22 protein-coding genes and 1 riboswitch are annotated in these 20,197 nt (G+C 74.8%); of the genes, 15 read left to right on the plus strand and 7 right to left on the minus strand.

Annotated elements, in window-relative coordinates; translation table 11 throughout:
• The first annotated feature begins 48 nt into the window (after positions 1-48).
• From ABD774_RS11870 to ABD774_RS11880, 3 genes are all read left to right on the plus strand, one after another.
• A complete protein-coding gene (locus ABD774_RS11870) occupies positions 49-1,062 on the plus strand; it encodes a ribokinase (RefSeq protein WP_345041352.1) in 1,014 nt (337 codons plus the stop codon).
• On the plus strand, positions 1,059-1,448 hold the full coding sequence (gene rbsD / locus ABD774_RS11875) for a D-ribose pyranase (protein WP_345041354.1): 390 nt from the start codon (positions 1,059-1,061) through the stop codon (positions 1,446-1,448). The genes ABD774_RS11870 and rbsD overlap by 4 nt, the downstream gene beginning before the upstream one ends.
• A 183-nt stretch (positions 1,449-1,631) precedes the next feature.
• Positions 1,632-2,162, plus strand: a complete 531-nt coding sequence (locus ABD774_RS11880; RefSeq protein ID WP_345041357.1) for a J domain-containing protein — start codon at positions 1,632-1,634, stop codon at positions 2,160-2,162.
• A gap of 144 nt (positions 2,163-2,306) precedes the next feature.
• Here ABD774_RS11880 and ABD774_RS11885 read toward each other — a convergent pair whose 3' ends face one another.
• On the minus strand, positions 2,307-2,645 hold the full coding sequence (locus tag ABD774_RS11885) for a YtxH domain-containing protein (RefSeq protein ID WP_345041359.1): 339 nt from the start codon (positions 2,643-2,645) through the stop codon (positions 2,307-2,309).
• A gap of 105 nt (positions 2,646-2,750) precedes the next feature.
• Here ABD774_RS11885 and ppk2 point away from each other — a divergent pair, with 105 nt between their 5' ends.
• The 6 genes from ppk2 to ABD774_RS11915 all read left to right on the plus strand — a co-directional run bounded on the left by ppk2 (position 2,751) and on the right by ABD774_RS11915 (position 8,683).
• Positions 2,751-3,683, plus strand: a complete 933-nt coding sequence (gene ppk2, locus ABD774_RS11890) for a polyphosphate kinase 2 (protein ID WP_345041360.1) — start codon at positions 2,751-2,753, stop codon at positions 3,681-3,683.
• A 226-nt stretch (positions 3,684-3,909) separates the two neighbouring features.
• A complete protein-coding gene (locus ABD774_RS11895) occupies positions 3,910-5,202 on the plus strand; it encodes an MFS transporter (protein ID WP_345041362.1) in 1,293 nt (430 codons plus the stop codon).
• A gap of 199 nt (positions 5,203-5,401) precedes the next feature.
• On the plus strand, positions 5,402-5,779 hold the full coding sequence (locus ABD774_RS11900) for an ArsR/SmtB family transcription factor (protein WP_425554537.1): 378 nt from the start codon (positions 5,402-5,404) through the stop codon (positions 5,777-5,779).
• A complete protein-coding gene (locus ABD774_RS11905) occupies positions 5,776-6,456 on the plus strand; it encodes a cation diffusion facilitator family transporter (protein WP_345041365.1) in 681 nt (226 codons plus the stop codon). Before ABD774_RS11900 ends, ABD774_RS11905 begins: the two co-directional genes overlap by 4 nt.
• Entirely contained in the window at positions 6,453-7,358 is a 906-nt protein-coding gene (locus tag ABD774_RS11910) for a cation diffusion facilitator family transporter (protein WP_345041367.1), read from the plus strand. Before ABD774_RS11905 ends, ABD774_RS11910 begins: the two co-directional genes overlap by 4 nt.
• Before the next feature lie 74 nt (positions 7,359-7,432).
• Positions 7,433-8,683 carry an MFS transporter gene (locus ABD774_RS11915; protein WP_345041368.1) on the plus strand — a complete coding sequence of 417 codons (1,251 nt, stop codon included), beginning with the start codon at positions 7,433-7,435 and terminating at the stop codon, positions 8,681-8,683.
• 30 nt (positions 8,684-8,713) lie between these two features.
• On the opposite strand, the gene ABD774_RS11920 is transcribed toward ABD774_RS11915, so the two are convergent.
• The 5 genes from ABD774_RS11920 to map form a co-directional block, all read right to left on the minus strand.
• Positions 8,714-9,115 carry a four-helix bundle copper-binding protein gene (locus tag ABD774_RS11920; protein ID WP_345041370.1) on the minus strand — a complete coding sequence of 134 codons (402 nt, stop codon included), beginning with the start codon at positions 9,113-9,115 and terminating at the stop codon, positions 8,714-8,716.
• A gap of 157 nt (positions 9,116-9,272) precedes the next feature.
• The gene (locus tag ABD774_RS11925) at positions 9,273-9,743 is read right to left on the minus strand and encodes a hypothetical protein (protein WP_345041372.1); all 471 of its coding nucleotides are present in this window, start codon (positions 9,741-9,743) and stop codon (positions 9,273-9,275) included.
• 150 nt (positions 9,744-9,893) lie between these two features.
• Entirely contained in the window at positions 9,894-12,254 is a 2,361-nt protein-coding gene (gene metE / locus ABD774_RS11930; protein ID WP_345041374.1) for a 5-methyltetrahydropteroyltriglutamate--homocysteine S-methyltransferase, read from the minus strand.
• Positions 12,255-12,263: 9 nt separating this feature from the next.
• Positions 12,264-13,307, minus strand: coding sequence for a methylenetetrahydrofolate reductase (locus tag ABD774_RS11935; RefSeq protein ID WP_345041377.1), 1,044 nt, complete (start codon positions 13,305-13,307; stop codon positions 12,264-12,266).
• Positions 13,308-13,342: 35 nt separating this feature from the next.
• A riboswitch (SAM riboswitch) is annotated at positions 13,343-13,450 on the minus strand.
• Between the two features lie 104 nt (positions 13,451-13,554).
• Positions 13,555-14,325, minus strand: coding sequence for a type I methionyl aminopeptidase (gene map / locus ABD774_RS11940; protein ID WP_345041379.1), 771 nt, complete (start codon positions 14,323-14,325; stop codon positions 13,555-13,557).
• A 435-nt stretch (positions 14,326-14,760) separates the two neighbouring features.
• Between map and ABD774_RS11945 the strand changes: the two genes are divergently transcribed.
• The 6 genes from ABD774_RS11945 to ABD774_RS11970 all read left to right on the plus strand — a co-directional run bounded on the left by ABD774_RS11945 (position 14,761) and on the right by ABD774_RS11970 (position 18,920).
• On the plus strand, positions 14,761-14,997 hold the full coding sequence (locus ABD774_RS11945) for a PLDc N-terminal domain-containing protein (protein ID WP_345041381.1): 237 nt from the start codon (positions 14,761-14,763) through the stop codon (positions 14,995-14,997).
• 9 nt (positions 14,998-15,006) lie between these two features.
• Positions 15,007-15,840 carry an alpha/beta fold hydrolase gene (locus tag ABD774_RS11950; protein ID WP_345041384.1) on the plus strand — a complete coding sequence of 278 codons (834 nt, stop codon included), beginning with the start codon at positions 15,007-15,009 and terminating at the stop codon, positions 15,838-15,840.
• A 124-nt stretch (positions 15,841-15,964) separates the two neighbouring features.
• Entirely contained in the window at positions 15,965-16,735 is a 771-nt protein-coding gene (locus ABD774_RS11955; RefSeq protein ID WP_345041386.1) for an ABC transporter ATP-binding protein, read from the plus strand.
• Positions 16,732-17,448: an ABC transporter permease gene (locus ABD774_RS11960; RefSeq protein ID WP_345041388.1), complete on the plus strand. Its 717-nt coding sequence runs from the start codon at positions 16,732-16,734 to the stop codon at positions 17,446-17,448. The genes ABD774_RS11955 and ABD774_RS11960 overlap by 4 nt, the downstream gene beginning before the upstream one ends.
• Before the next feature lie 34 nt (positions 17,449-17,482).
• Positions 17,483-18,049, plus strand: a complete 567-nt coding sequence (locus ABD774_RS11965; RefSeq protein ID WP_345041390.1) for a hypothetical protein — start codon at positions 17,483-17,485, stop codon at positions 18,047-18,049.
• 97 nt (positions 18,050-18,146) lie between these two features.
• Complete coding sequence (locus ABD774_RS11970; protein ID WP_345041393.1) at positions 18,147-18,920, plus strand: alpha/beta hydrolase family protein; 774 nt, start codon at positions 18,147-18,149, stop codon at positions 18,918-18,920.
• A 47-nt stretch (positions 18,921-18,967) separates the two neighbouring features.
• Here the strand turns inward: ABD774_RS11970 and ABD774_RS11975 are convergent, their stop codons facing one another.
• Complete coding sequence (locus tag ABD774_RS11975) at positions 18,968-20,140, minus strand: GNAT family N-acetyltransferase (protein ID WP_345041395.1); 1,173 nt, start codon at positions 20,138-20,140, stop codon at positions 18,968-18,970.
• Between the last annotated feature and the right edge of the window lie 57 nt (positions 20,141-20,197).

Raw genomic sequence — 20,197 nt, forward strand, 5'->3', positions numbered from 1 at the left:
TGCCGCGACCCGTCGCGGCGGGCCGCACGACCTCACGGAGCACCCCACATGCAGACCCCACAGGTGGTCGTCGTCGGCTCGGCGAACGCCGACCTCGTCCTGGACATCGACCACCGGCCGGCGCCCGGCGAGACGGTGATCGGCTCCGACGTCGTCACCACGCCCGGCGGCAAGGGCGCGAACCAGGCGGTCGCGGCCGGCAAGGTCGGCGGGGCGGTCGCCTTCGTCGGCTGCGTCGGCGACGACGACCACGGCGCGCTGCTGCGCGACTCGCTCTCCTCCGCCGGCGTGGACCTGACCGACCTGCGCACGGTCGACGCCCCGACCGGCACGGCCACCATCATGGTGACGCCGGACGGGGAGAACTCGATCATCGTCTCCCCGGGCGCCAACCGGCACGTCACCCCCGCGATGCTCGAGGAGACCCGGTCCTCGTGGGGAGCGGCGCCCGTGGTCGTCCTGCAGCTCGAGATCCCGGTGGAGTCGGTCGCCGTCGTCGCGACCGGCGCCCGCGGCCGCGTCGTCGTCAACGCCGCCCCGGCCGCGCGGCTCGGGTCCGCGGTGCTCGCCGCGGCCGACCCCCTGGTGGTCAACGAGAGCGAGGCCGCGTTCCTCCTCGAGGACGCGGGGGCCGCCGCGGGACCGGCCGACGACACCGGAGCCACCGCCCGCGCGCTGCTGCGCCTGGGTCCGCGGTCCGTCGTCCTCACCCTGGGGGCGGCGGGTGCCGTGGTCGCCGAGACCCGCCGGGCCGACGCCGACCGCCCGTCCGACGATGTCCGCGTGGGCGACGAGGTTCCCCCGGCCGACGACGCAGCCGAGGTGGTCCGGGTCCCCGCCCTCCGCGTGGAGGCCGTGGACACCACCGGGGCCGGCGACTCCTTCGTGGGTGCGCTGGCCGTCGAGCTCGCCGCCGGCGCCACCCTGGAGCGGGCGGTCCGGCTCGCGACCCGGGTGGCCGCCGTCGCGGTCACCCGCCGCGGAGCCCAGACCTCCTTCCCGACCCTCGAGGAGCTCGAGCGCGCCGCGACCCAGCTGCAGGACCGGGAGTCCGGGCGGTGAAGCGCGGCGGCATTCTCAACCAGCCGCTGTCCGGCGCGCTCGCCGGGCTCGGCCACACGGACCGGGTGGTGGTCGGCGACTGCGGTCTCCCGCGCCCTCCCGGCGTGCCGGTGGTCGACCTCGCGGTGACCTTCGGGGTGCCGAGCTTCGCCGACGTCGTCCGCGCCCTTGCCGCGGAGATCGTCGTCGAGTCCGCACTCCTGGCGAGCGAGACCCGCGACCGCAACGCCGACGTCCTGACGCTCGTGCGCGAGCTCTTCGGCGAGCCCGCATGGTGCAGCCACGAGGAGCTCAAGGCTGCGAGCGCCTCGGCCAGCCTGTTCGTGCGCACGGGCGAGGCCACCCCGTACGCGAACGTCGTCCTGACCTGCGGCGTGCCGTTCTGACCTGGCGGCGTGCTGTTCCGACCTGGCCTCCCTCCTGACCGGTCCCCCCGCACTTGCCCCGACCGCGCGTTGGTGCTACTCCGAGAGGGAGAGTCGGCAGGCGCTCGGCACCGTACGCCGTGCCGAGCACGACCGAGTCCCGACGGCCCGCGCGCGGGCCAGGAGAGTGCCGCTCGAGGAGTCATGGCCAGGCAGCCCGACTACTACCTGATCCTCGGGGTCGCGCCCGACGCGAGCCCGCAGGAGATCGCACGCGCCTACCGCTCGCTCGTCCGCCAGCGCCATCCCGACAGCCACCCGGGGGGTGACCAGCAGACAGGCCTCGCCGACATCTACGACGCCTGGGCCGTGCTCCGCGACCCGGCGCGTCGGGCCGACTACGACGGCGCGAACGGGTCTGACCGCACGAGCTCCCGGCGCACGCCGTCGCCGCAGCCGCCCCAGGGCCGGACGGTGCCCGTGCGGGTGCGCGTGCGCGTGCGGCAGGACGACCCGGCCGCGCCGCGCGAGGACGCGCCCACGCCATGGTCCACCGGCACGCCCGGACGGCGCCCCACCAGCCCGACGATCGGGGTCGGCCCGACGGTCATGCTCGGAGCGCGCGGATCGCACCGGCCGCTCAGCGCGCACGGGCCGCTCAGTCCGCTGGCCCCGCCCGACGCCGGACCGGACCTGACCGAACTGCTCCGCGAGCTCCGGCGTCGCCTGCTCTGAGCTGCCCGCGGCACACCTCCTGTCCGGTCTATGTCATCCCTGCGCCGTTTGCGCGATGCAGAAGACGCACAGACCGGCCACAAGTGAGCCGCTCGGCACGCGGCGCGCCGGAAGTCGAGAGGCGCTGCCCGGCTGGCGCCGCGGTCAGATGCTGGGCTGCGGCGGCGTGGGGTCGAGCGGCCCGTCGGTGCCGCGGCCGGTGTTGCCGACCGGGAAGTCGGGGCCCGAGGAGGAGTGGGTCCCGTTGCCCGAGCGGTGGAGCTTGTCCTTGACGGTGGAGGCCACCTTGTCGGTCACCGCGGAGCCGCGCTCCTTGGCGATGTCGGTCACCTTGGTCTCGACCTTCTGGACGTTCTCCTGGACGCGCGGGTTCTCCCACACCTTGGAGCTCGCCTTCTTGATCTTCTCGTACTGGCCGCGACCGGCGCGTGTCCCGAGGACGTAGCCGAGCCCGGCGCCGACGAAGAACGAGAGCTTGCCCATGTGATGAACCTCCGTGCGGTGATGTGGACTGGTGCTGATGCACGAGCCTAGGGCCGATGGCCCGCCCTCGCCCGCGGGCGCCGTCCGCGGTCTAGCCTTTCATTCATGGCGAACGCGAAGAAGCGGGCCGACGGCGGAGCACGCGCCTCCGTCGTCACGGGTGCCGCCGCACAGGCGGAGGCGGACGGCTCGACCGACGTCGCGCCGTCGGAGGCGGTCGGGTTCCGCACCACGAAGATCCCGAACAAGATCTACAACGCCGAGCTCTACCGCCTCCAGGGCGAGCTGGGGAAGCTGCAGACCTGGGTGAAGTCCACCGGGGCGCGCGTCGTCGTCGTCTTCGAGGGGCGCGACGCGGCCGGCAAGGGCGGCACCATCAAGCGGATCACCGAGTACCTCTCCCCGCGCGTGGCGCGGATCGCGGCCCTGCCCGCGCCCACCGAGCGCGAGAAGGGCCAGTGGTACTTCCAGCGCTACGTCGAGCACCTGCCCGCGGCCGGGGAGATGGTGCTGTTCGACCGGTCCTGGTACAACCGCGCCGGCGTCGAGAAGGTCATGGGGTACTGCACGCCCGAGGAGCACAAGCGCTTCCTGCGTCAGTGCCCGATCTTCGAGCAGATGCTCGTGGAGGACGGTATCCACCTGCGCAAGTACTGGTTCTCGGTCTCCGACGACGTCCAGCTCGAGCGGTTCCGCAAGCGCCTGACCGACCCGCTGCGGCAGTGGAAGCTCTCCCCGACCGACCTGGAGTCGATCACCCGGTGGGAGGACTTCTCGCGCGCGAAGGACGAGATGATGGTGCACACGGACACCCAGGTGGCGCCGTGGCACCACGTGGCCAGCGACTCCAAGAAGCAGGCGCGGCTGAACATGATCCACCACCTGCTCGAGTCGCTCCCCTACCGGGAGGTCCACCAGGACAAGGTCGCGCTGCCGGAGCGTCCGCCGGGGACGGGCTACCAGCGCCCGCCGATCGAGGTCTCCTCCTACGTGCCGGACTGGGCGTCGACGCTCGTGGAGGACCCCTCGCGCAGCTGACCTCCCGCCGCCGCCAGCCCGCCGCCCCGCCGGCCCGCCGCGCCGCCAGGCCCGCCGCGCAGCTGACCTCCCGCCGCCGCCGCCAGGCCCGCCGCGCAGCTGACCTCCCGCCGCCGCCAGCCCGCCGCACCGTCAGGCCGCACCCCGGCCGGCCTGCCGGATCGCCCCGCTTGGCGCGTGCCCGGACGGCGGCGTAGAACGACACGGTGAGCTTTTCGAGGACCCAGTGACCGCGGCGAGCCTGTACGACCGGCTCGTTCGCACGCCGGAGGGCGCCACCGACGCGATGGCGCCGGAGACCGCCCGGGACGTGCCGCGCAACGGGCTGCGGCAGATCGTCGCCCAGGCGCTGCAGAGCACGGGCGACCAGGTGGTCAACGCCAAGACCGTGCTGCCGTGGCTGTTCGCCGCGCTCGGCGCACCCGGCGCACTGGTCGGCCTCCTCGTGCCGATCCGCGAGTCCGGGTCGATGCTCCCGCAGGCGGCGATGGTCCCGTGGGTGAGGCGCCACCGGGTGCGCAAGTGGCTGTGGGTCGCCGGGTCGGCCGGGCAGGCGCTGGCCACGGCCGCCATGGCGGTGACCGCGGCGACGGCGACCGGCACGGCGGCCGGCGTCGCGATCCTCGTGGCCCTCGCCGTCTTCTCCCTCTCGCGCGCCCTGAACTCCCTCGCCAGCAAGGACGTCCTCGGCCGCACGATCCCCAAGGGGCAGCGGGGCCAGATCAACGGGCTGGCGACCGTGCTCTCCGGCGTCGTCGCGATCACCGTCGGGGTGGGCATCCGCCTCCTCGGCGGGGACGACGCCGGACCGCTCGTGGTGCTGCTCGCCGCCGCCGCCCTGACGTGGGTGGCGGGGCTCGTCGTGTACGCCGGCATCCGCGAGCCCGCGGAGGAGCTTGCCCCGGCCCCGGCCGACGGCGGCGGCTGGGCGAGCCGCTCCGTCGCCCTGCTCCGGGAGGACGGCACCTTCCGCCGCTTCGTGCTCGTGCGGACGCTGCTGCTCGTCTCCGCGCTCAGCCCGCCGTTCGTCGTCGCCCTCGCCGCCGAGCACGGCGGCGGACTGGGCGGGCTGGGGGCGTTCGTCGTCGCCTCCGGCGTGGCCAGCCTGATCGGCGGGCGGCTGTTCGGTCGGTGGGCCGACCGGTCCAGCCGGCTGCTGATGATCTGGGGCGCCGGCGCGGCGTCCACGGTGATCCTCCTCTTCCTCGGGCTGCTGCTGATGCCTGCGGTGCGCGACTGGACGCTGCTGTACCCGGTGGTCCATCTGCTGCTGGCGCTGACGCACACCGGCGTGCGGGTGGCGCGCAAGACGTACGTGGTGGACATGGCGCAGGGCGACCGCCGCACCGAGTACGTGGCCGTGGCCAACACCGCGATGGGGGTGCTGCTGCTGGTGGCCGGGGCGGTCTCGAGTGCGCTCGCGCTGCTCGGGCCCCAGGCTGCGCTGGTGTTCCTCGCGCTGCTGGGCGTGGCGGGGGTGGTCGCCGGCCGCACGCTGCCGGAGGTCAGCGCGCGCTGAGGCCCGCCGCCTCGGTGCGGCCTCAGCGTGAAGACCGACATCTCAGTCGACGACCGCTGTCTGGACCTCCGTCCTCGGCTCGGACGGCGGTCCTCACGAGCGTGGGTGTGGGTGGGCGTGGGTGTGGGCATGGCGTGTGGGTGTGGGCGTGGCGTGTGGATCTGGGAACGGTACCGGTGGCTATCATCGTCCTATGACGATGCTACCGACCGATCTCGATCGGATGACGGCGGAACGCGGGGCCGGTCCGGACACCCTCGAGCCCGCGGCCGCTCTTTTCCACAGCCTCTCGGACCCGACCCGGCTGACGATCCTGCAGCACCTCACCGCCGGGGAGCACCGCGTGCGGGACCTCACGGAGCATCTCGGGCTGGCGCAGTCGACGGTCAGCGCACACCTCGCCTGCCTCAAGGACTGCGGCCTGGTGGACTCTCGCCCGCAGGGTCGCGCCTCGCTGTACTCGCTCACCACGGACCGCCAGCTGCTGGCCCTGCTGGCCGCCGCCGAGGACCTGCTCTCGGCCACCGGGTACGCGGTGACGCTCTGCCCCACCTACGGCATCGGGGCCGGCAAGTGACGGCGACCCTCACACCCACCGAGACCGAGCAGCTCACCCGCCGCGGTCTGCACCTGGCGCGTTTCACCGTCGCCTACAACCTGGCCGAGGGGGCCGTCGCGATCACCGCCGGCCTGCTCGCCGGGCTGGTCTCCGTGGTCGGCTTCGGCGTCGACTCCGCGATCGAGTCGATCTCCGCCGTCCTCGTCGCCATGCGCCTGTCCGCCCGGCTGCGCCACGGCGCCGCCGACGAGCGCCGCGAGCGCCGGGCCCTTCGGCTCGTCGCGACGACGTTCTTCCTCCTCGCCGCGTACGTGACGTTCGAGGGCGTCCGGAGCCTGGTCGAGGGCGAGACGCCGGACCGCTCCCCCGTGGCGGTCGGCCTGCTCGTCGCGTCGGTCGTGGTCATGCCGCTCCTCGCCGCGGCGAAGAGGCGGGTGGGCCTGGCGCTGCGGGACAACCTCATCCTCGCCGACGCCGCCGAGACGAAGATCTGCGTCCTTCTCAGCGTCTCCACCCTGCTGGGCCTCGTCCTGTTCCAGCTCACCGGCGCCGCCTGGATCGATCCGGTGGCGGGCTTCGTGATCGCCGCCTTCGCCGTCCACGAGGGCCGCGAGGCGTGGGAGGGCGAGCTCGTCGAGGACGACGGGGAGGACGACGACGAGGACGCAGTGGACGACGACGAGACGCCCCGATGAGCCACGACCACGGGCACTCCACCGGCCGGAACCGGCTGGCGATCGCCCTCGCCGTCACGGCGGTGATCCTGGTGGCCGAGGTCGTAGGTTCCTGGTGGACCGGCTCCCTCGCGCTGCTCGTGGACGCGGGGCACATGCTCGTGGATGCCGGTGGCCTCACCATGGCCCTCGTCGCGGCCACACTCGCGGCACGCCCGGCGACGGCGCAGCGGACCTGGGGCTACCGGCGCGCGGAGGTCCTGGCGGCCGCCGCGCAGGCGCTCGTCCTCTTCGCCGTCGCGGTCTACGCCTTCATCGAGGGCGTCCGGCGGCTCTCGGCACCGCCCGAGATCCCCGGTGCGGAGCTCCTCGCGTTCGGCGTGCTCGGCCTGCTTGGCAACCTCGTGGCCATCGTCGTGCTCGCCGGCGGGCGCTCCACCAGCATCAACATGCGGGCGGCCTTCCTCGAGGTCCTCAACGACGCGCTCGGCTCGATCGCGGTGATCGTCAGCGCCGTCGTCATCGCCACCACGTCGTTCGCCCGCGCGGACGCCCTCGCCGGCATGTTCATCAGCCTGCTCATCGTCCCGCGCACGGTCGCGCTGCTGCGCGAGACCACCCACGTGCTCCTCGAGGCCACGCCCCGGGGCCTGGACCTGCACGCCGTGCGCGAGCACATCCTCGACCTCGAGCACGTGCTCGACGTCCACGACCTGCACGCCTCCCAGATCACCACCGGGCTGCCCGTCCTCTCCGCGCACGTGGTGCTGGACGACTCCTGCTTCCGGGACGGCCACGCCCCGCAGGTGCTCGACCTGCTGCAGTCGTGCGTCGCCCGGCACTTCCCGGTCAGCGTCGAGCACTCCACGTTCCAGCTCGAACCAGCCACGCACGCGACGCACGAGCTGCACCGGCACCGCTGACCCGGATGGCGCCGCTGCCCCCGGGCACTGCGAAACCGCCGTCACCAGTGCGGCGGCGGGGGAAGGATGACGGCGTGAACCGCGCCCGCTGGGGCGCCGTCGCCCCCCTGATCCTCGGCACGACGGCGTCCCAGGCCCTTCTGGTGGTGCTGGCGCCGACCGTGGTGGCGATCGGGGCGGACCTCGGCGCGTCGGTGGCCACCGTGGGGCAGGCACGGTCGGTCACCGCCGCCGTCGCCATCACCGTCTCCGTCATCCTCAGCACGCGGCCCGCCGTCTGGCCGGTCCCGCGCCTGCTGAAGGCCGGGGCGCTGCTCGCCGTGCTGGCGTGCGCCCTGGTGGCGGCCGCCGGGTCGGTGGGGACGTTCCTCGCCGCCCACGTGCTCGTCGGCATCGCGTTCGCGCTCCTGCTCTCCGGCGGCTTCGGCGGGCTGGGGAGCTTCGAGGGCTCGGAGCGGGCGTGGGCCGCCGGGCACGTCGCGGCCGCCAACGCCCTGGCGTGGGTGGTCGTGAACCCGGTCGCCGCCTGGCTGACCGCCGCATGGTCGTGGCGGGCTGCACAGGCCGTCCCGGCGACGATCGCCGTCGTGGCCCTGCTGTCGGCGCGGAGGTCCGTGCCGGTCGAGGCGGCACCGGAATCGGGGCCGGCGGGGCCGGGACTCGCCCCGCCGGGGTCGGGACTCGCACCGCCGGGCCCGATGGCGACGGCGCAGCCGTCGGTGACGGCCGGGCGGTGGGCCCCGCTCACCGACCCGTCGGCGCGTCGCTGGGTGGTGGCCGAGACGGCGGCGTTCACCGCCTGGACCTCTCTGCTGACCTTCGCGGGCGCCTACTTCATCCAGCGGACCGCGGCGGACGAGGCGACGGTCGGCTGGCTGCTCGCGGCGGGCGCGGCGGCGTACCTGCTGACGTCGACGCGCTCCGCGGTCCTCGCACGGCGGCTGCGCACGCGGACGCTGGTGGCCGCGTCGGCGACGGCCATGGGCCTGCTGATGCCGCTCATGCTCGCGGTCGCCTCGACACGCGTCGGCGCCGTCGTCGCCTTCTGCCTCCTCGGGCTCCTCGCCGGGATCCGCACTCCGGCCTCCGCCCGCCTTGGTCTGGACCAGCTGCCGGGCAGGTCCGGCGCCATGATGGCGACACGGACCGCCGCGACCCAGCTGGGTTACCTGCTCGGCGCCGTCGCGGGCGGCACCCTCATCGCCGTGTGGGGCTACCGGGCGCTGGGGCTGGCGCTGGGCGCCGTCATGCTGCTCTCCGCGGCACTCGCGCTCCGCATCGCGGACAGCCGGCGGCCGCCGGGGGCGTCGGGCAGTGTCCGCTGAACCTGTGGCGGCCGTCCCCGACGAGCCGGGTCAGTTCATCGCGGCGAGCAGATCGGTGCAGACCTGCTCGCACGCGCCGCACGCCTCGGCGCACACCCGGCAGTGCTCGTGCATGTCCGCATGCGTCTCGCACTCCTCGCCGCAGGTACGGCACGCGATGACACACGCCTGGAGCTGGGCCCGGACGATGGTCAGATCGGTGTCCGTGCGGCGGGACAGCAGCCGCAGCGTCGTGGCGCACACGTCGGCGCAGTCCAGGTCGGTGCGGATGCAGCGGCGGAGCTCAGAGACCATGCCCTCGGCGAGGCAGGCGTCGGCGCAGGTGGTGCACGCCTGGGCACAGGCGGCGAGCGCGTCGATCGCGCGGGCGAGCAGATCGGTGTCGACGGTGGCCTGCTCGGGGTGCGAGCCCAGCATCTCGGCGGTCCTCATGACGTTCCTTCCGGTTGCGGGTCGGGCGCGGCGCGGGCGGCCACCACCCGTCGGTTCCCTCGACGGTACGAACCGCAGCCGACCCCCGCACCCGGGGATCGTCCGCCGCTCTCGGGGAGCGTCCGCCTGGGCCGGGCGGCGAGCATCGGCACGCCCGTCAGCGGACGACGGCGACACGCTCCCGCACGCCGGGCGACGCCGGGCCGAGGCGACGTGCGAGGGCGGCCGCGAGCCGCGAGGTCGCCACCGCCTGGGCGACGATCACCACGGGGAACGCCGCGAGCACGACGACCGTGAGGACCTGGAGCAGCCCTCCGGCGGCGAACGCCGTGCGGTCCTCCTGCAGCGGGATCACCACGCTCTGGAAGAGCAGCACCGCGGCCCCGAGCGCGAGCAGCACGCGGCTGGTCCGGCGCGCGCCGAGGGCCGCAGCCACCGCGCCGGGCACCGTCATCGCGGCGAACACGGCCAGGATGCCCAGCGTCCCCGTGAGAGAGAAGCGGCCCTCCTCACCGGACAGCACCACGAGCAGACGCATGAGCACCCGCGCGAGGCCACCCGCGAGGAGAGCGAGCACGAGGGCCGCGAGGAACCCCGCGCCCAGCCGGGGCACGAGCTGTCGAATCATGGCTGGTTCCGATCTCCCCGGGAGGCTGGGCGAACGTGCGGTCGCCGTCGACCGCGCCGCCCCGGAGAGTAGCGACATCCCGTGCCGACGCGACAGCCGCCACAACGGGGGATGCGGCTCGCCGACGGGCGGGCGGGCCGGAGCGGAACGTCAGAGGGTCGCGCGCACGGCCCTGGCAGCCTGGACGAGGTTCGTCAGGGCCGCCGTCGCCTCCTCGAAGCTGCGCGTCTTGAGCCCGCAGTCCGGGTTGACCCACAGCTGGCCGGCGGGCACCGCGGCCAGCGCGGCGGTGAGCAGGCCGGCGACCTCCTCGGTGGTGGGCACGCGCGGGGAGTGGATGTCGTACACGCCGGGCCCCACGCCGCGGCAGAACCCGGCGGCGCGGAGCCCCGGGAGGATCTCCATCCGCGAGCGCGCCGCCTCGATGCTGGTCACGTCGGCGTCCATGGCGTCGATCGCGTCGAGGATGTCGCCGAACTCGGAGTAGCACAGGTGGGTGTGCACCTGGGTGTCGCGCCCGGCCACGGCGGTGGCGACCCGGAACGCCCGCACCGCCCAGGCGAGGTACTCCTCCCGGTCGGCCCGGCGCAGCGGCAGCAGCTCGCGCAGCGCCGGCTCGTCCACCTGCACGATCCGGATGCCGGCGTCCTGCAGGTCCGCGATCTCGTCGCGCAGCGCAAGGGCCACCTGCTGGGCGGTCTCGGCGAGCGGCTGGTCGTCCCGGACGAACGACCACGCCAGCATCGTCACCGGCCCGGTGACCACGGCCTTGACCGGCCGGTCGGTGAGGGAGGCCGCGTACGCCGTCCACGGCAGCGTCATCGGCGCCCGCCGCGCGACGTCGCCCCACAGGATCGGCGGCCGCGTGCACCGCGAGCCGTAGGACTGCACCCACCCGTGGTCGGTGACCGCGAACCCGTCGAGCTGCTCGGCGAAGAACTGCACCATGTCGTTGCGCTCGGGCTCGCCGTGCACGAGCACGTCGAGGCCGAGCTCCTCCTGGAGGCGCACCACCCGGGCGATCTCCTCGCGCACCACGCGCTCGTAGCCCTCGCGGTCCAGGTCGTGCTTCTTCAGCGCCACGCGCGCCCGGCGCAGCTCGGCCGTCTGCGGGAACGACCCGATCGTCGTCGTCGGCAGGGCGGGCAGGCGGAGGGTCGCGGCCTGCGCGGCGCTCCGCTCCTCGTACGGCGCGCGGGCGAGGTCCGGCTCGGTCAGCGCGGCGACGCGGGCGGCGACGTCGTCGCGCCGCACCCCCGGGAGCCTGGTCCGGGCGTCGCGCGCCTGCCCCGCGGCCGCCAGCTCGGCGCGGACCGAGCCGGCTCCGAGCGCGAGCCCGCGGGCGAGGATCTGCACCTCCTCCACCTTCTGGTCGGCGAACGCCAGGGCCGGGCGCAGGGACAGCCCCAGGCGCCGCTCGCGGGAGGCGTCGTGCGGGACGTGCAGGAGGGAGCACGATGTCGAGACCCCCACCCGTGCGCCCTCGCCGATGCCGTCGCTGAGCCGCTGGAGGAGGTCGAGGGCCCGCTCGAGGTCGGTGCGCCAGACGTTGCGCCCGTCCACGACGCCGCCCACCACCACCTTGCCGGCGAGGCGGCGCAGCACCTCGGGGCGGGGCAGCGGGCCGCGGACCAGGTCGAGCCCGACCGCCTCGACGTGGCTGTCCGCGACCAGGGGCAGCGCATCCCCCAGGTCGCCGTACGGCGCCGCGAGGAACAGGGCGGGCCGCGCCGGCCGGGCGAGGTCCCCGGCCAGCGTCTCGAGCCCGCGGCTCAGCGCCGCGAGCACGCGTTCCCGCGGCACGTCCCAGGTGTCCACCACGAGGGCGGGCTCGTCGAGCTGGACCCACGGCGCGCCGGCGTCCCCGAAGGCGCGCAGCAGGTCCGCGTAGGCGGCGAGGACGTCGTCGAGCCGGTCGAGCGGGTGGAACCCCTTGGGCGAGCCCTCCGCGGGCTTGCTGAGGAGGAGGAAGGTCAGCGGGCCCACCACCACCGGCCGCACGGTGTCGCCGTCGGCGGCGGCCTGCAGGAAGTCGCGCACCAGCCTGTCGTCGGCGAATCGGATCGGGGTGCCGGGCCCGATCTCGGGGACGAGGTAGTGGTAGTTGGAGTCGAACCACTTCGTCAGCTCGAGCGGCGCCCGCTCGCCGTCGCCCCGCGCGAGGGCGAAGTAGCCGTCCGGGCCGACCCGCCCGGCGGCGTCGACCACGTGGGCGAAGCGCTCGGGCACGGCGCCGAGCATCACGGCGGCGTCGAGCACGTGGTCGTACGGGGAGAAGTCCAGCGGGATGGCGCCGTCGTCGAAGGTGAGCCCGAGGTCGGCCAGGTGCCGCCGGGTCTCCATGCGCAGCTTCTCGAGGCTCACCTGCAGGTCGTCGACCTCGCTGCGGCCGGACCAGAACGCCTCGAGCGCCTTCTTCAGCTGCCGCCCAGGGCCGATCCGCGGGTACCCCAGGACCGTGGCCCCGGGGAAGTACGGCACGGTGCGGTCCACGGTGACCGGGCTGGGCATGGCGGCTCCTCAGTTCGGGGCGACGTCCCCATTGTGCTGGGGGGAGCCGTAGGACGCGCCGGCTGCCGCGGTCGGGCGTGCGGCGGCCTCCGGGCCGGCGATCGCGGGGTTGCGCAGCCCGCGGGCCCGCAGGTGCTCGAGGACGTCGAGGGCCGGGCGGTCCTGGTTGAAGGTGTACAGGTGCAGCCCCGGCGCCCCGGCCGACAGCACGCCGTCGATGAGCGTCAGCGTCGCGTCGATGCCGCGCCGCACGCGCTCGACGTCGTCCTCGACCGCGAGCAGGGCGTCGAGCGACGCGGGCACCGGCACCCCGGTGAGCTGGGCGAGGCGGTGCAGCCGCCCCGGGTCGGTCATGGGGATGACCCCGGGCAGGATCGGGATGTGGATCCCGGCCTCGCGGGCGTCGACCACCAGCGACGCGTAGGCCTCGGCGTCGAAGAACACCTGCGTGATCGCGAAGTCGGCGCCGGAGTCCTGCTTCTCGTGCAGCGCCGCCAGCTCCGCCTCGCGGGTGTGGCTCGCGCCGGAGGGGTAGGCGGCGACGGCGACCGAGACGACGTCGGCCGGTGCGATCCCCAGGTCCTGGGCGACGACGGAGGGCGGCTCCGCCGTCGTCTCGCGTCCGCCGTCGGGGCGGGGGGCGCCCAGCCGCTCGTACTCGACCTCCCTGATGAGGCGGACGAGGTCGCTGGCCCGGCTCAGGCCGCCGGCGCAGGGCACCCACTCGGTCTCGCCGGCCGGCGGGTCGCCGCGCAGGGCGAGGAAGTCGCGCACGCCGGCGTCCAGCAGGCCGCGCACCCGGTCGGCGAGCTCCTCGCGGGTGGCGCCCACGCAGGTCAGGTGCGCGATCGGCGGCACGCCGGTCTCGGCGAGCAGGCGGTGCACGAGCTCGGCGGAGGCGGTGCGCGAGGAACCGGAGGCGCCGTAGGTCACGGAGAAGAAGTCCGGTCCGGCGTCGGCCATGCGGAGCACCCGCTGCCACACGGTCTCGACCAGCTCCGCCCGCCGCGGCGGGTAGAGCTCGAAGGAGACCGTCGGGTGGTCGGTGGGCACGGTCACGAGGCTAGACGTCGACACCGGCTGATCACACTCCATCGCACCTGGCGTGAGCACCTTCCTGCGGCGACGGCGGGGCGTCGGCGAGGGGGTTGCTGCGGCGTCACGGAGCCAGGACTCTCGGCCGCTCTGGATGGTCAGGGCCGATCATGACCGATCGGACGGGCCCGGCGGGCACCGGGACGCGGAGGTCCCACCCACTGAGACCTGGGTGGCTGGCCGGGCAGGCTGGCGGACGTGTGCCTCACCCGTTGCGGGCGGTGAGCACCACGGGACCGTCCTCGGTCACGGCGACGGTGTGCTCGGAGTGGGCGCCGCGCGAGCCGTCCTTGCTGCGCAGCGTCCAGCCGTCGTCGTCGGTGTAGAGCTCGTCCGTGCCGGACATGAACCACGGCTCGATCGCGATGACGAGGCCCGGACGCAGCGGCAGACCGCGGTGCGGGCGGCCGTCGTTGGGCACGTGCGGGTCGCCGTGCATGGTCCGGCCCACGCCGTGCCCGCCGAACTGGGTGTTGACCCGGTAGCCGTAGGAGGCGGCCACGCCTCCGATGCGGGCGGAGATGTCGCCGATCTTGTTGCCGACGACGGCGGTCTCGATCGCGGCGTCGAGGGCGGCCTCCGTGGCCTCGATGACCTTCAGGTCCTCCGGCCGCGCGCTGCCGACCACCACGCTGAGCGCGGAGTCGGCCACCCACCCGTCGACGCTCGCGGCGAAGTCGACGGAGAGAAGGTCGCCGTCGCGCAACGCGTAGTCGTGGGGCAGCCCGTGCAGCACCGCGTCGTTGACCGAGGTGCACAGGACGTAGCCGAACGGGGAGGCGCCGAAGGAGGGGTGGTAGTCGATGTAGCAGGACTCGGCGCCACGCTCGCGGATCATGTCGTGGGCGAGCGCGTCGAGCTCGAGGAGGTTGACGCCGACGGCGGCCTTCTCCTTCAGGGCGGTCAGCACCTCGGCGACGAAGGAGCCGGCCGGGCGCATGGCCTCGATCTCGGCGGGGGTCTTCAGGTCGATCACGGCCTCAAGGTTAGGTGCCCGGGCCGTCGGTTCGCCGTCCCGGGGGTGCGACCTCCCCCACGCCCTCCGCGTCCGCGGCCCGTCTGGTTCCGCGCGCGCATGGCAGCCTGCCCGGGCCGCACCAGCGCTCGCCCGACGAATCAGTGCTCCTCAGCAGACGAAGTGGTCTCAGGCGCGCTTGGTCTGCGCAGGAGCACTTAAGCATCGAGAGCGTCCGGGGCGCCCAGCGCTTAGCAGCCGGCCGACGTCGGTGCGCCGGGTGGGGTCGGCGGAAGGGTGGGCAGGGGGAGTGGGTGGCGGGCGGAGGGGTGGGTGTGGCGGTCGGGCGGCCACCGGACCTGGACGCGGTTGCCGTTCGGCTGTGCTCGGCCGCCGCCGGCGCGATGCTTGGAGAAGGGCGCACACGCCTCGAGATCACGAGAGAAGGGACCGGCGATGACCGGTAGGAAGATGACCGGGAAGAAGGGCTGGAAGGACCTGACGCCCGCACAGCGCCGGGCGGTCGGGGCCCTGGGCGCCGTCGAGGCGGCCCTCGCGATCGCCGCCTGGACCGACCTGGCGCGGCGCCCGCCCGAGCTGGTCAGGGGGTCGAAGATCGCCTGGGCCGGGATCATCGCGATCAACTTCGTCGGGCCGCTCCTCTACTTCTCCCGCGGTCGCGTCCGGTCCTAGACCGTGCGGGTGCGACAGGTCCGGCGCGGCCGGCTCGTCCTCGACGTCCGCGACGAGGGCCCGGTCGACGGCGAGACGATGCTGCTGCTGCACGGCTTCCCGCAGGACGGTTCCTGCTGGGGCGCGGTGGTGCCGGCCCTGCACGCCGAGGGCCTGCGCACGCTCGCGCCCGACCAGCGCGGCTACTCCCCCGGGGCCCGGCCGCCCCGGCGCGGGGCGTACCGGTTGGAGTGGCTGGTCGACGACGCGCTGGCCGTCCTCGACGCCGCCGGCGTGGAGCAGGCGCACGTGGTCGGGCACGACTGGGGCGGCGGCGTCGCCTGGGCGGCGGCCGCCCTGCACCCCGAGCGGGTGGCCTCGCTCACGGCGGTCTCGACCCCGCACCCCCGCGCGCTGGCCCGGGCGATGGCGAACCCCGGCCAGGCGCTGCGCACCTCGTACGTCGGCCTGTTCCAGCTGCCGCGGCTGCCGGAGGCGCTGCTCGAGCGGCGGCTCGTGACGTTGCTGACCGGGTCCGGCCTGCCGGCCGCGTCGGCGGAGCACTACGCCGGCCGGATGCGCGAGCCCGGCGCGCTGCGCGCGGCGCTGAACTGGTACCGGGCCCTGCCGCTGACCCGCCTGCGCCCGCCGGGGGACGTCGCGGTGCCCACGACGTACCTGTGGGGATCGGCCGACCCGGCCCTGCGGCGCGGGGCGGCCCGCCGCACGGGCGACCACGTCGGCGCCGCGTACCGGTTCGTGGAGCTGACGGCCGGGCACTGGCTGCCCGAGACCGAGCCGGACGAGGTGGCCGGCGCGATCCTCGACCAGGTGGCCGCCGCAGCCGGGCAGGGGCCCGGCTGACGCCGGACGGGCCTGGGCGACGGCGCGGGCGCCGCGGCTGGGGCATCGCCCCGGTGGCCGGATGACGCAGCGCCCCGGCGCGCCGGTCGCGCTTCGCCCCTGGCGGTGCCGGCGAAGGTCCATCATGCAGGCAGGCATGGAGGACGTGGCCGTCGAGGTCCGCCGGCTCCGGGTGGTCCGCGGCGGCCGCACGGCGCTCGACGACGTCGACCTGGCCGTCCGCGCCGGCACGCTGACTGGTCTGCTCGGTCCGTCGGGGGCGGGCAAGACCACGCTCATGCGGGCGATCCTGGGCGTGCAGGTGGTCGCCGGCGGGGAGGTGCGGGTGCTCGGCCGCCCTGCCGGCAGCCCCGACCTGCGCCGCCGGGTCGGCTACGTCACCCAGGCGCCGAGCGTGTACGAGGACCTCACGGTGGAGGAGAACCTGCGCTACTTCGCGCGCATCCTCGGTGCGCCCCACCACGCCGGGGTGGACGCCGGCCAGGGTCCGGTCTCGGTGGACGAGGCGCTCGAGACGGTCGGCCTCGGCAACCACCGGCGCCAGATGGTCAGGACGCTCTCGGGCGGTGAGCTCTCCCGGGTCTCGCTGGCCACGGCCCTGCTCGGCTCGCCCGAGCTGCTCGTCCTGGACGAGCCGACCGTCGGCCTGGACCCCGTGCTGCGGGACTCGCTGTGGACCACGTTCCGGCGGATCGCGGCCTCGGGCACCACGCTGCTGGTCTCCTCCCACGTCATGGACGAGGCCGTGCGCTGCGACCGCCTGGTGCTGCTGCGGGCCGCCCGCGTGCTCGCGGACACCACCCCCGGCGAGCTGCTGCGCTCCACCGGCACCACCGACGCCGACGCCGCGTTCCTGCACCTGGTCCGCCACGGCTCCGAGGAGGTTCGCCGGTGACCGCCACCGCGCTTCGCGTCCTCGCCCAGCTCCGGCACGATCCACGCACCGTCGCGATGGTCGTGGTGGTCCCCGTGGTGCTGCTCACCCTGCTGTGGTGGATCTACGACGACGGCGGGCCCGTCTTCCAGCGCGTCGGCCCGGCCCTCCTGGCGCTCTTCCCCGTCATCATCATGTTCCTGATCACCTCCATCACCACGCTGCGCGAGCGCCGGTCCGGCACCCTCGAGCGGCTGCTCAGCCTCCCGCTGAGCAAGGTGTCCTTCCTGCTCGGGTACGCGCTGGCCTTCGGCCTGGTCGCCGTGGCCCAGGCGGTGGTCGCGTCGGCGCTCATGCTCGGCCCGCTCGGGCTGGAGACGGCCGGCCCATGGGGGCTGCTCGTGCTCGTCGCCGTCCTGGACTCCCTCCTCGCCGTCGCCCTGGGCCTGTTCGTCTCCGCCTTCGCCAACACCGAGTTCCAGGCCGTGCAGTTCATGCCCGCGATCGTGCTGCCGCAGTTCCTGCTGTGCGGCCTCCTCGTGCCGCGGGACGAGCTGCCGCGCGCGCTGGAGTACGTCTCCGACGTGCTGCCGCTCTCCTACGCCGTCGACGCCATGAACGCGGTCTCGACGCAGGACTCGCCCGACCTGACCCTCGAGCTGAGCGTGCTCGTGGGTTTCGTCGTCGGCGTCCTGCTCCTGGGGGCGGCGACGCTGCGCCGCCGCACGCCGTAGCCCGTCCGCGCCGCCCGCGCGTACCCTCCCAGTCATGGCCACGCGCAGCAACGCCGAGCAGGTGGGCGACGAGCGCCTCCGTGACGCCACCGGACGTTCCCGCGTGGAGTGGTACGCGCTGCTCGACGACGCCGGTGCGCAGGAGTGGGACCACACCCGCATCGCGCGGTGGCTGGGCGGGGAGCACGACGTCGACGGCTGGTGGGCGCAGAGCGTCACGGTCGGCTACGAGCAGTCCCGCGGCCTGCGTGCGCCCGGCCAGCGCAGCGACGGCTCGTGGGAGGCCGGCGCGACCAAGACCCTGTACACCACGCGCGAGGCGCTGTGGCCGCACCTGGCCGACGACGACCTGCGCCGGGACTGGCTGGACGTCGACTGGGAGATGGTGGGCGGCACGGAGCCGCGGTCGCTGCGCCTGACGGCCGCCGACGGCTCACGCGTCAGCCTCGTGGTCGACGCGATGCCGCCCGGGCGGGACGGGCGGCCCAAGGTCCGTCTCTCCGCCCAGCACGTCCGCCTCCCCGACGCCGAGGCGGTGGGCGAGACCAAGAAGTTCTGGCGCGACGCCCTGACGGCGCTGGCGGCCATCGTCAACGGCTGACCGCGGGCGCGGGTCCGCCGGGGCACGGAGTGCCCGCATCCCGAGATCTCGGAACCGCTTCCGCACCAAGTCCATACCAACCCTTTACGGTAGAGGCATGGCCGAGGTCGAGATCACCACGCCCCGTGGGGTCACCCTCGCGGGAACCTTCGAACCCGGTGCCGGGACCACGGCGGTGCTCTTCGCGCACGGCTTCCTCTCCGACCGCCACTCCTCGCTGCGGTTCGACATCCTCGCCTCCGCCTACCGGACGGCCGGGCACGCGACCCTGCAGATCGACTTCTCCGGCTGCGGCGCGAGCGGCGACGACGTCGTCACGGTCGCGAACGAGATCGAGGACCTGCGCTCGGCGTCGGCCTGGCTCACGGAGCAGGGCTACCCCGTCCAGGCCGTGCACGCCCACTCCTTCGGCACCCTCGCCGCGCTGCGCGCCCAGCCGGCCGACGTGGTCACGATGGTGCTGACCGGACCGCTGACCGGGCCGATGTCCTACCCCTGGGAGGAGATCTTCTCCCCCGGCCAGCTCGATGACCTCGAGGTGCACGGCTTCACCCGCATCCCGGACGACAACGAGGCCGCGGCGCGCGAGTTCTCCGTGATCTCCCGGCAGACGCTCGCGGACTACTCCCTGATCGACCAGGCCGAGCTCCTGGGCGGGGTGCGCGTGCCGGTGCTGCTGGTCCACGGGAGCGAGGACGAGGAGGCCACCGAGCTGGTCGACCTCAGCCGCGAGGGCCTGCCGCTCCTCCCCCCGGGATCGCGCCTGGAGGTGGTGGACGGCGCCGGGCACGGGATGAAGTCGCGGATCGACGCCGTCGCCGAGCTGGCGCTGGCCTGGGTCGACCAGCACCTGTCCGCCTACCGGCACTGAGCCCGGGCCGCGGCACCGGGCCCCTGGCACCACCGCCGGCACCGGGCTCAGACGGTCGCCGCGGCCCCCTGCTCCGCGGCGACCGCCCGCGCTCCGGCCGGCCCGCCGTCGTACCGGCGCTGCCAGGCCCCCTCGACGCTCGCCCGGACGAACCCCATCCGCTCGTTGATGGCCAGCATGTGGCCGTTCTCCCCGGCGTTCCAGGTGTGGACCCGGCGCGCCTCGGGCTGGACCGCGGCGAGCAGCTGCAGGTTCGCCGCCTTCACGAGCAGGCCGAGCCGCCGCCCGCGGTGCTCACCGTGGACGAGGGTGTTGTGCTGGAAGACCACGTCCCGGCGGGCCTGGGGCATCGCCAGCTGGGTGAACGCCACGAGCTCGCCGCCGGGCACGTGCTCGACGGCGCTGAGCGCGTAGCGGCGGCCCTTGCGCGCGAGGTCCTCGTCGGCGTCCCGGACGCGCTGCGCGTCCCAGTCCTCCTCGCGGAGGTCGAGGCCACCCAGCGGCACGTCGACGCTCATCCGCCGCTGCAGCTCGGCGAGGGCGTCCTCCCAGCGCTCGGGTGTGCGGTCGCACCACTGCACCACGCGGTAGGCGGCGCCGGCGGCCGCCTGCGCCTCCGCGCGCCAGGCGGCGACCGCGGCGGGGTCCACGGGCAGGTGCAGGGTGGACTGCCGTTCGCCCTGCTCGAGGGTGAAGCCGTGCGAGCGGGCGAAGCGGGCGGCGTCGTCGCGGGCGGGGATGCGGCCGACGCCGGTGCGCGCAACCAGGGCCTCCTCGCCGTCGGGCGCCTCGGCCGGGTGCGAGGTCCAGGTGGTCACGGCGCTCCGGCCGGCGGCGCGGATGCGCTCCTCGACGGTGCGCCACAGCGCGGTGCCGACGCCCCGGCGCCGTGCGGCCGGCCGCACGACGAGCTCCACGTCGGCGAGGTGGCGGTTGTCGGTGCGCGGGAGCGCGATGCGGGCGTAGCCGAGGACGTGGCGGACCTCCGGCCGCGAGGCGGCTCCGGCGTCGTCCCGGACGGCGACGAGGAGCGTCTTCGTCGCGTGCCGCTGCTCGGCGAGGTCGGCGACGAGGGTGGCCGGCGGGTCGGCGAAGTCGTCGTGGCCGAGGACGGCGCGCATGGCCTCCGCGAAGATCTCGTGCCGGGCCAGGACGGCCGGCGAGGGCGACGCGTCGGCGGCCGGCGGCCTGGGCACCTCGACGATCCGGATCTCTTCCATGCCGCGAGGATCGCACCGGCGGCGCGGGCGATCCAGACATTTCCCGCCGCCTCGGCG

Source organism: Georgenia daeguensis (assembly GCF_039537705.1).
GTDB classification, from domain to species: Bacteria; Actinomycetota; Actinomycetes; order Actinomycetales; family Actinomycetaceae; genus Georgenia; species Georgenia daeguensis.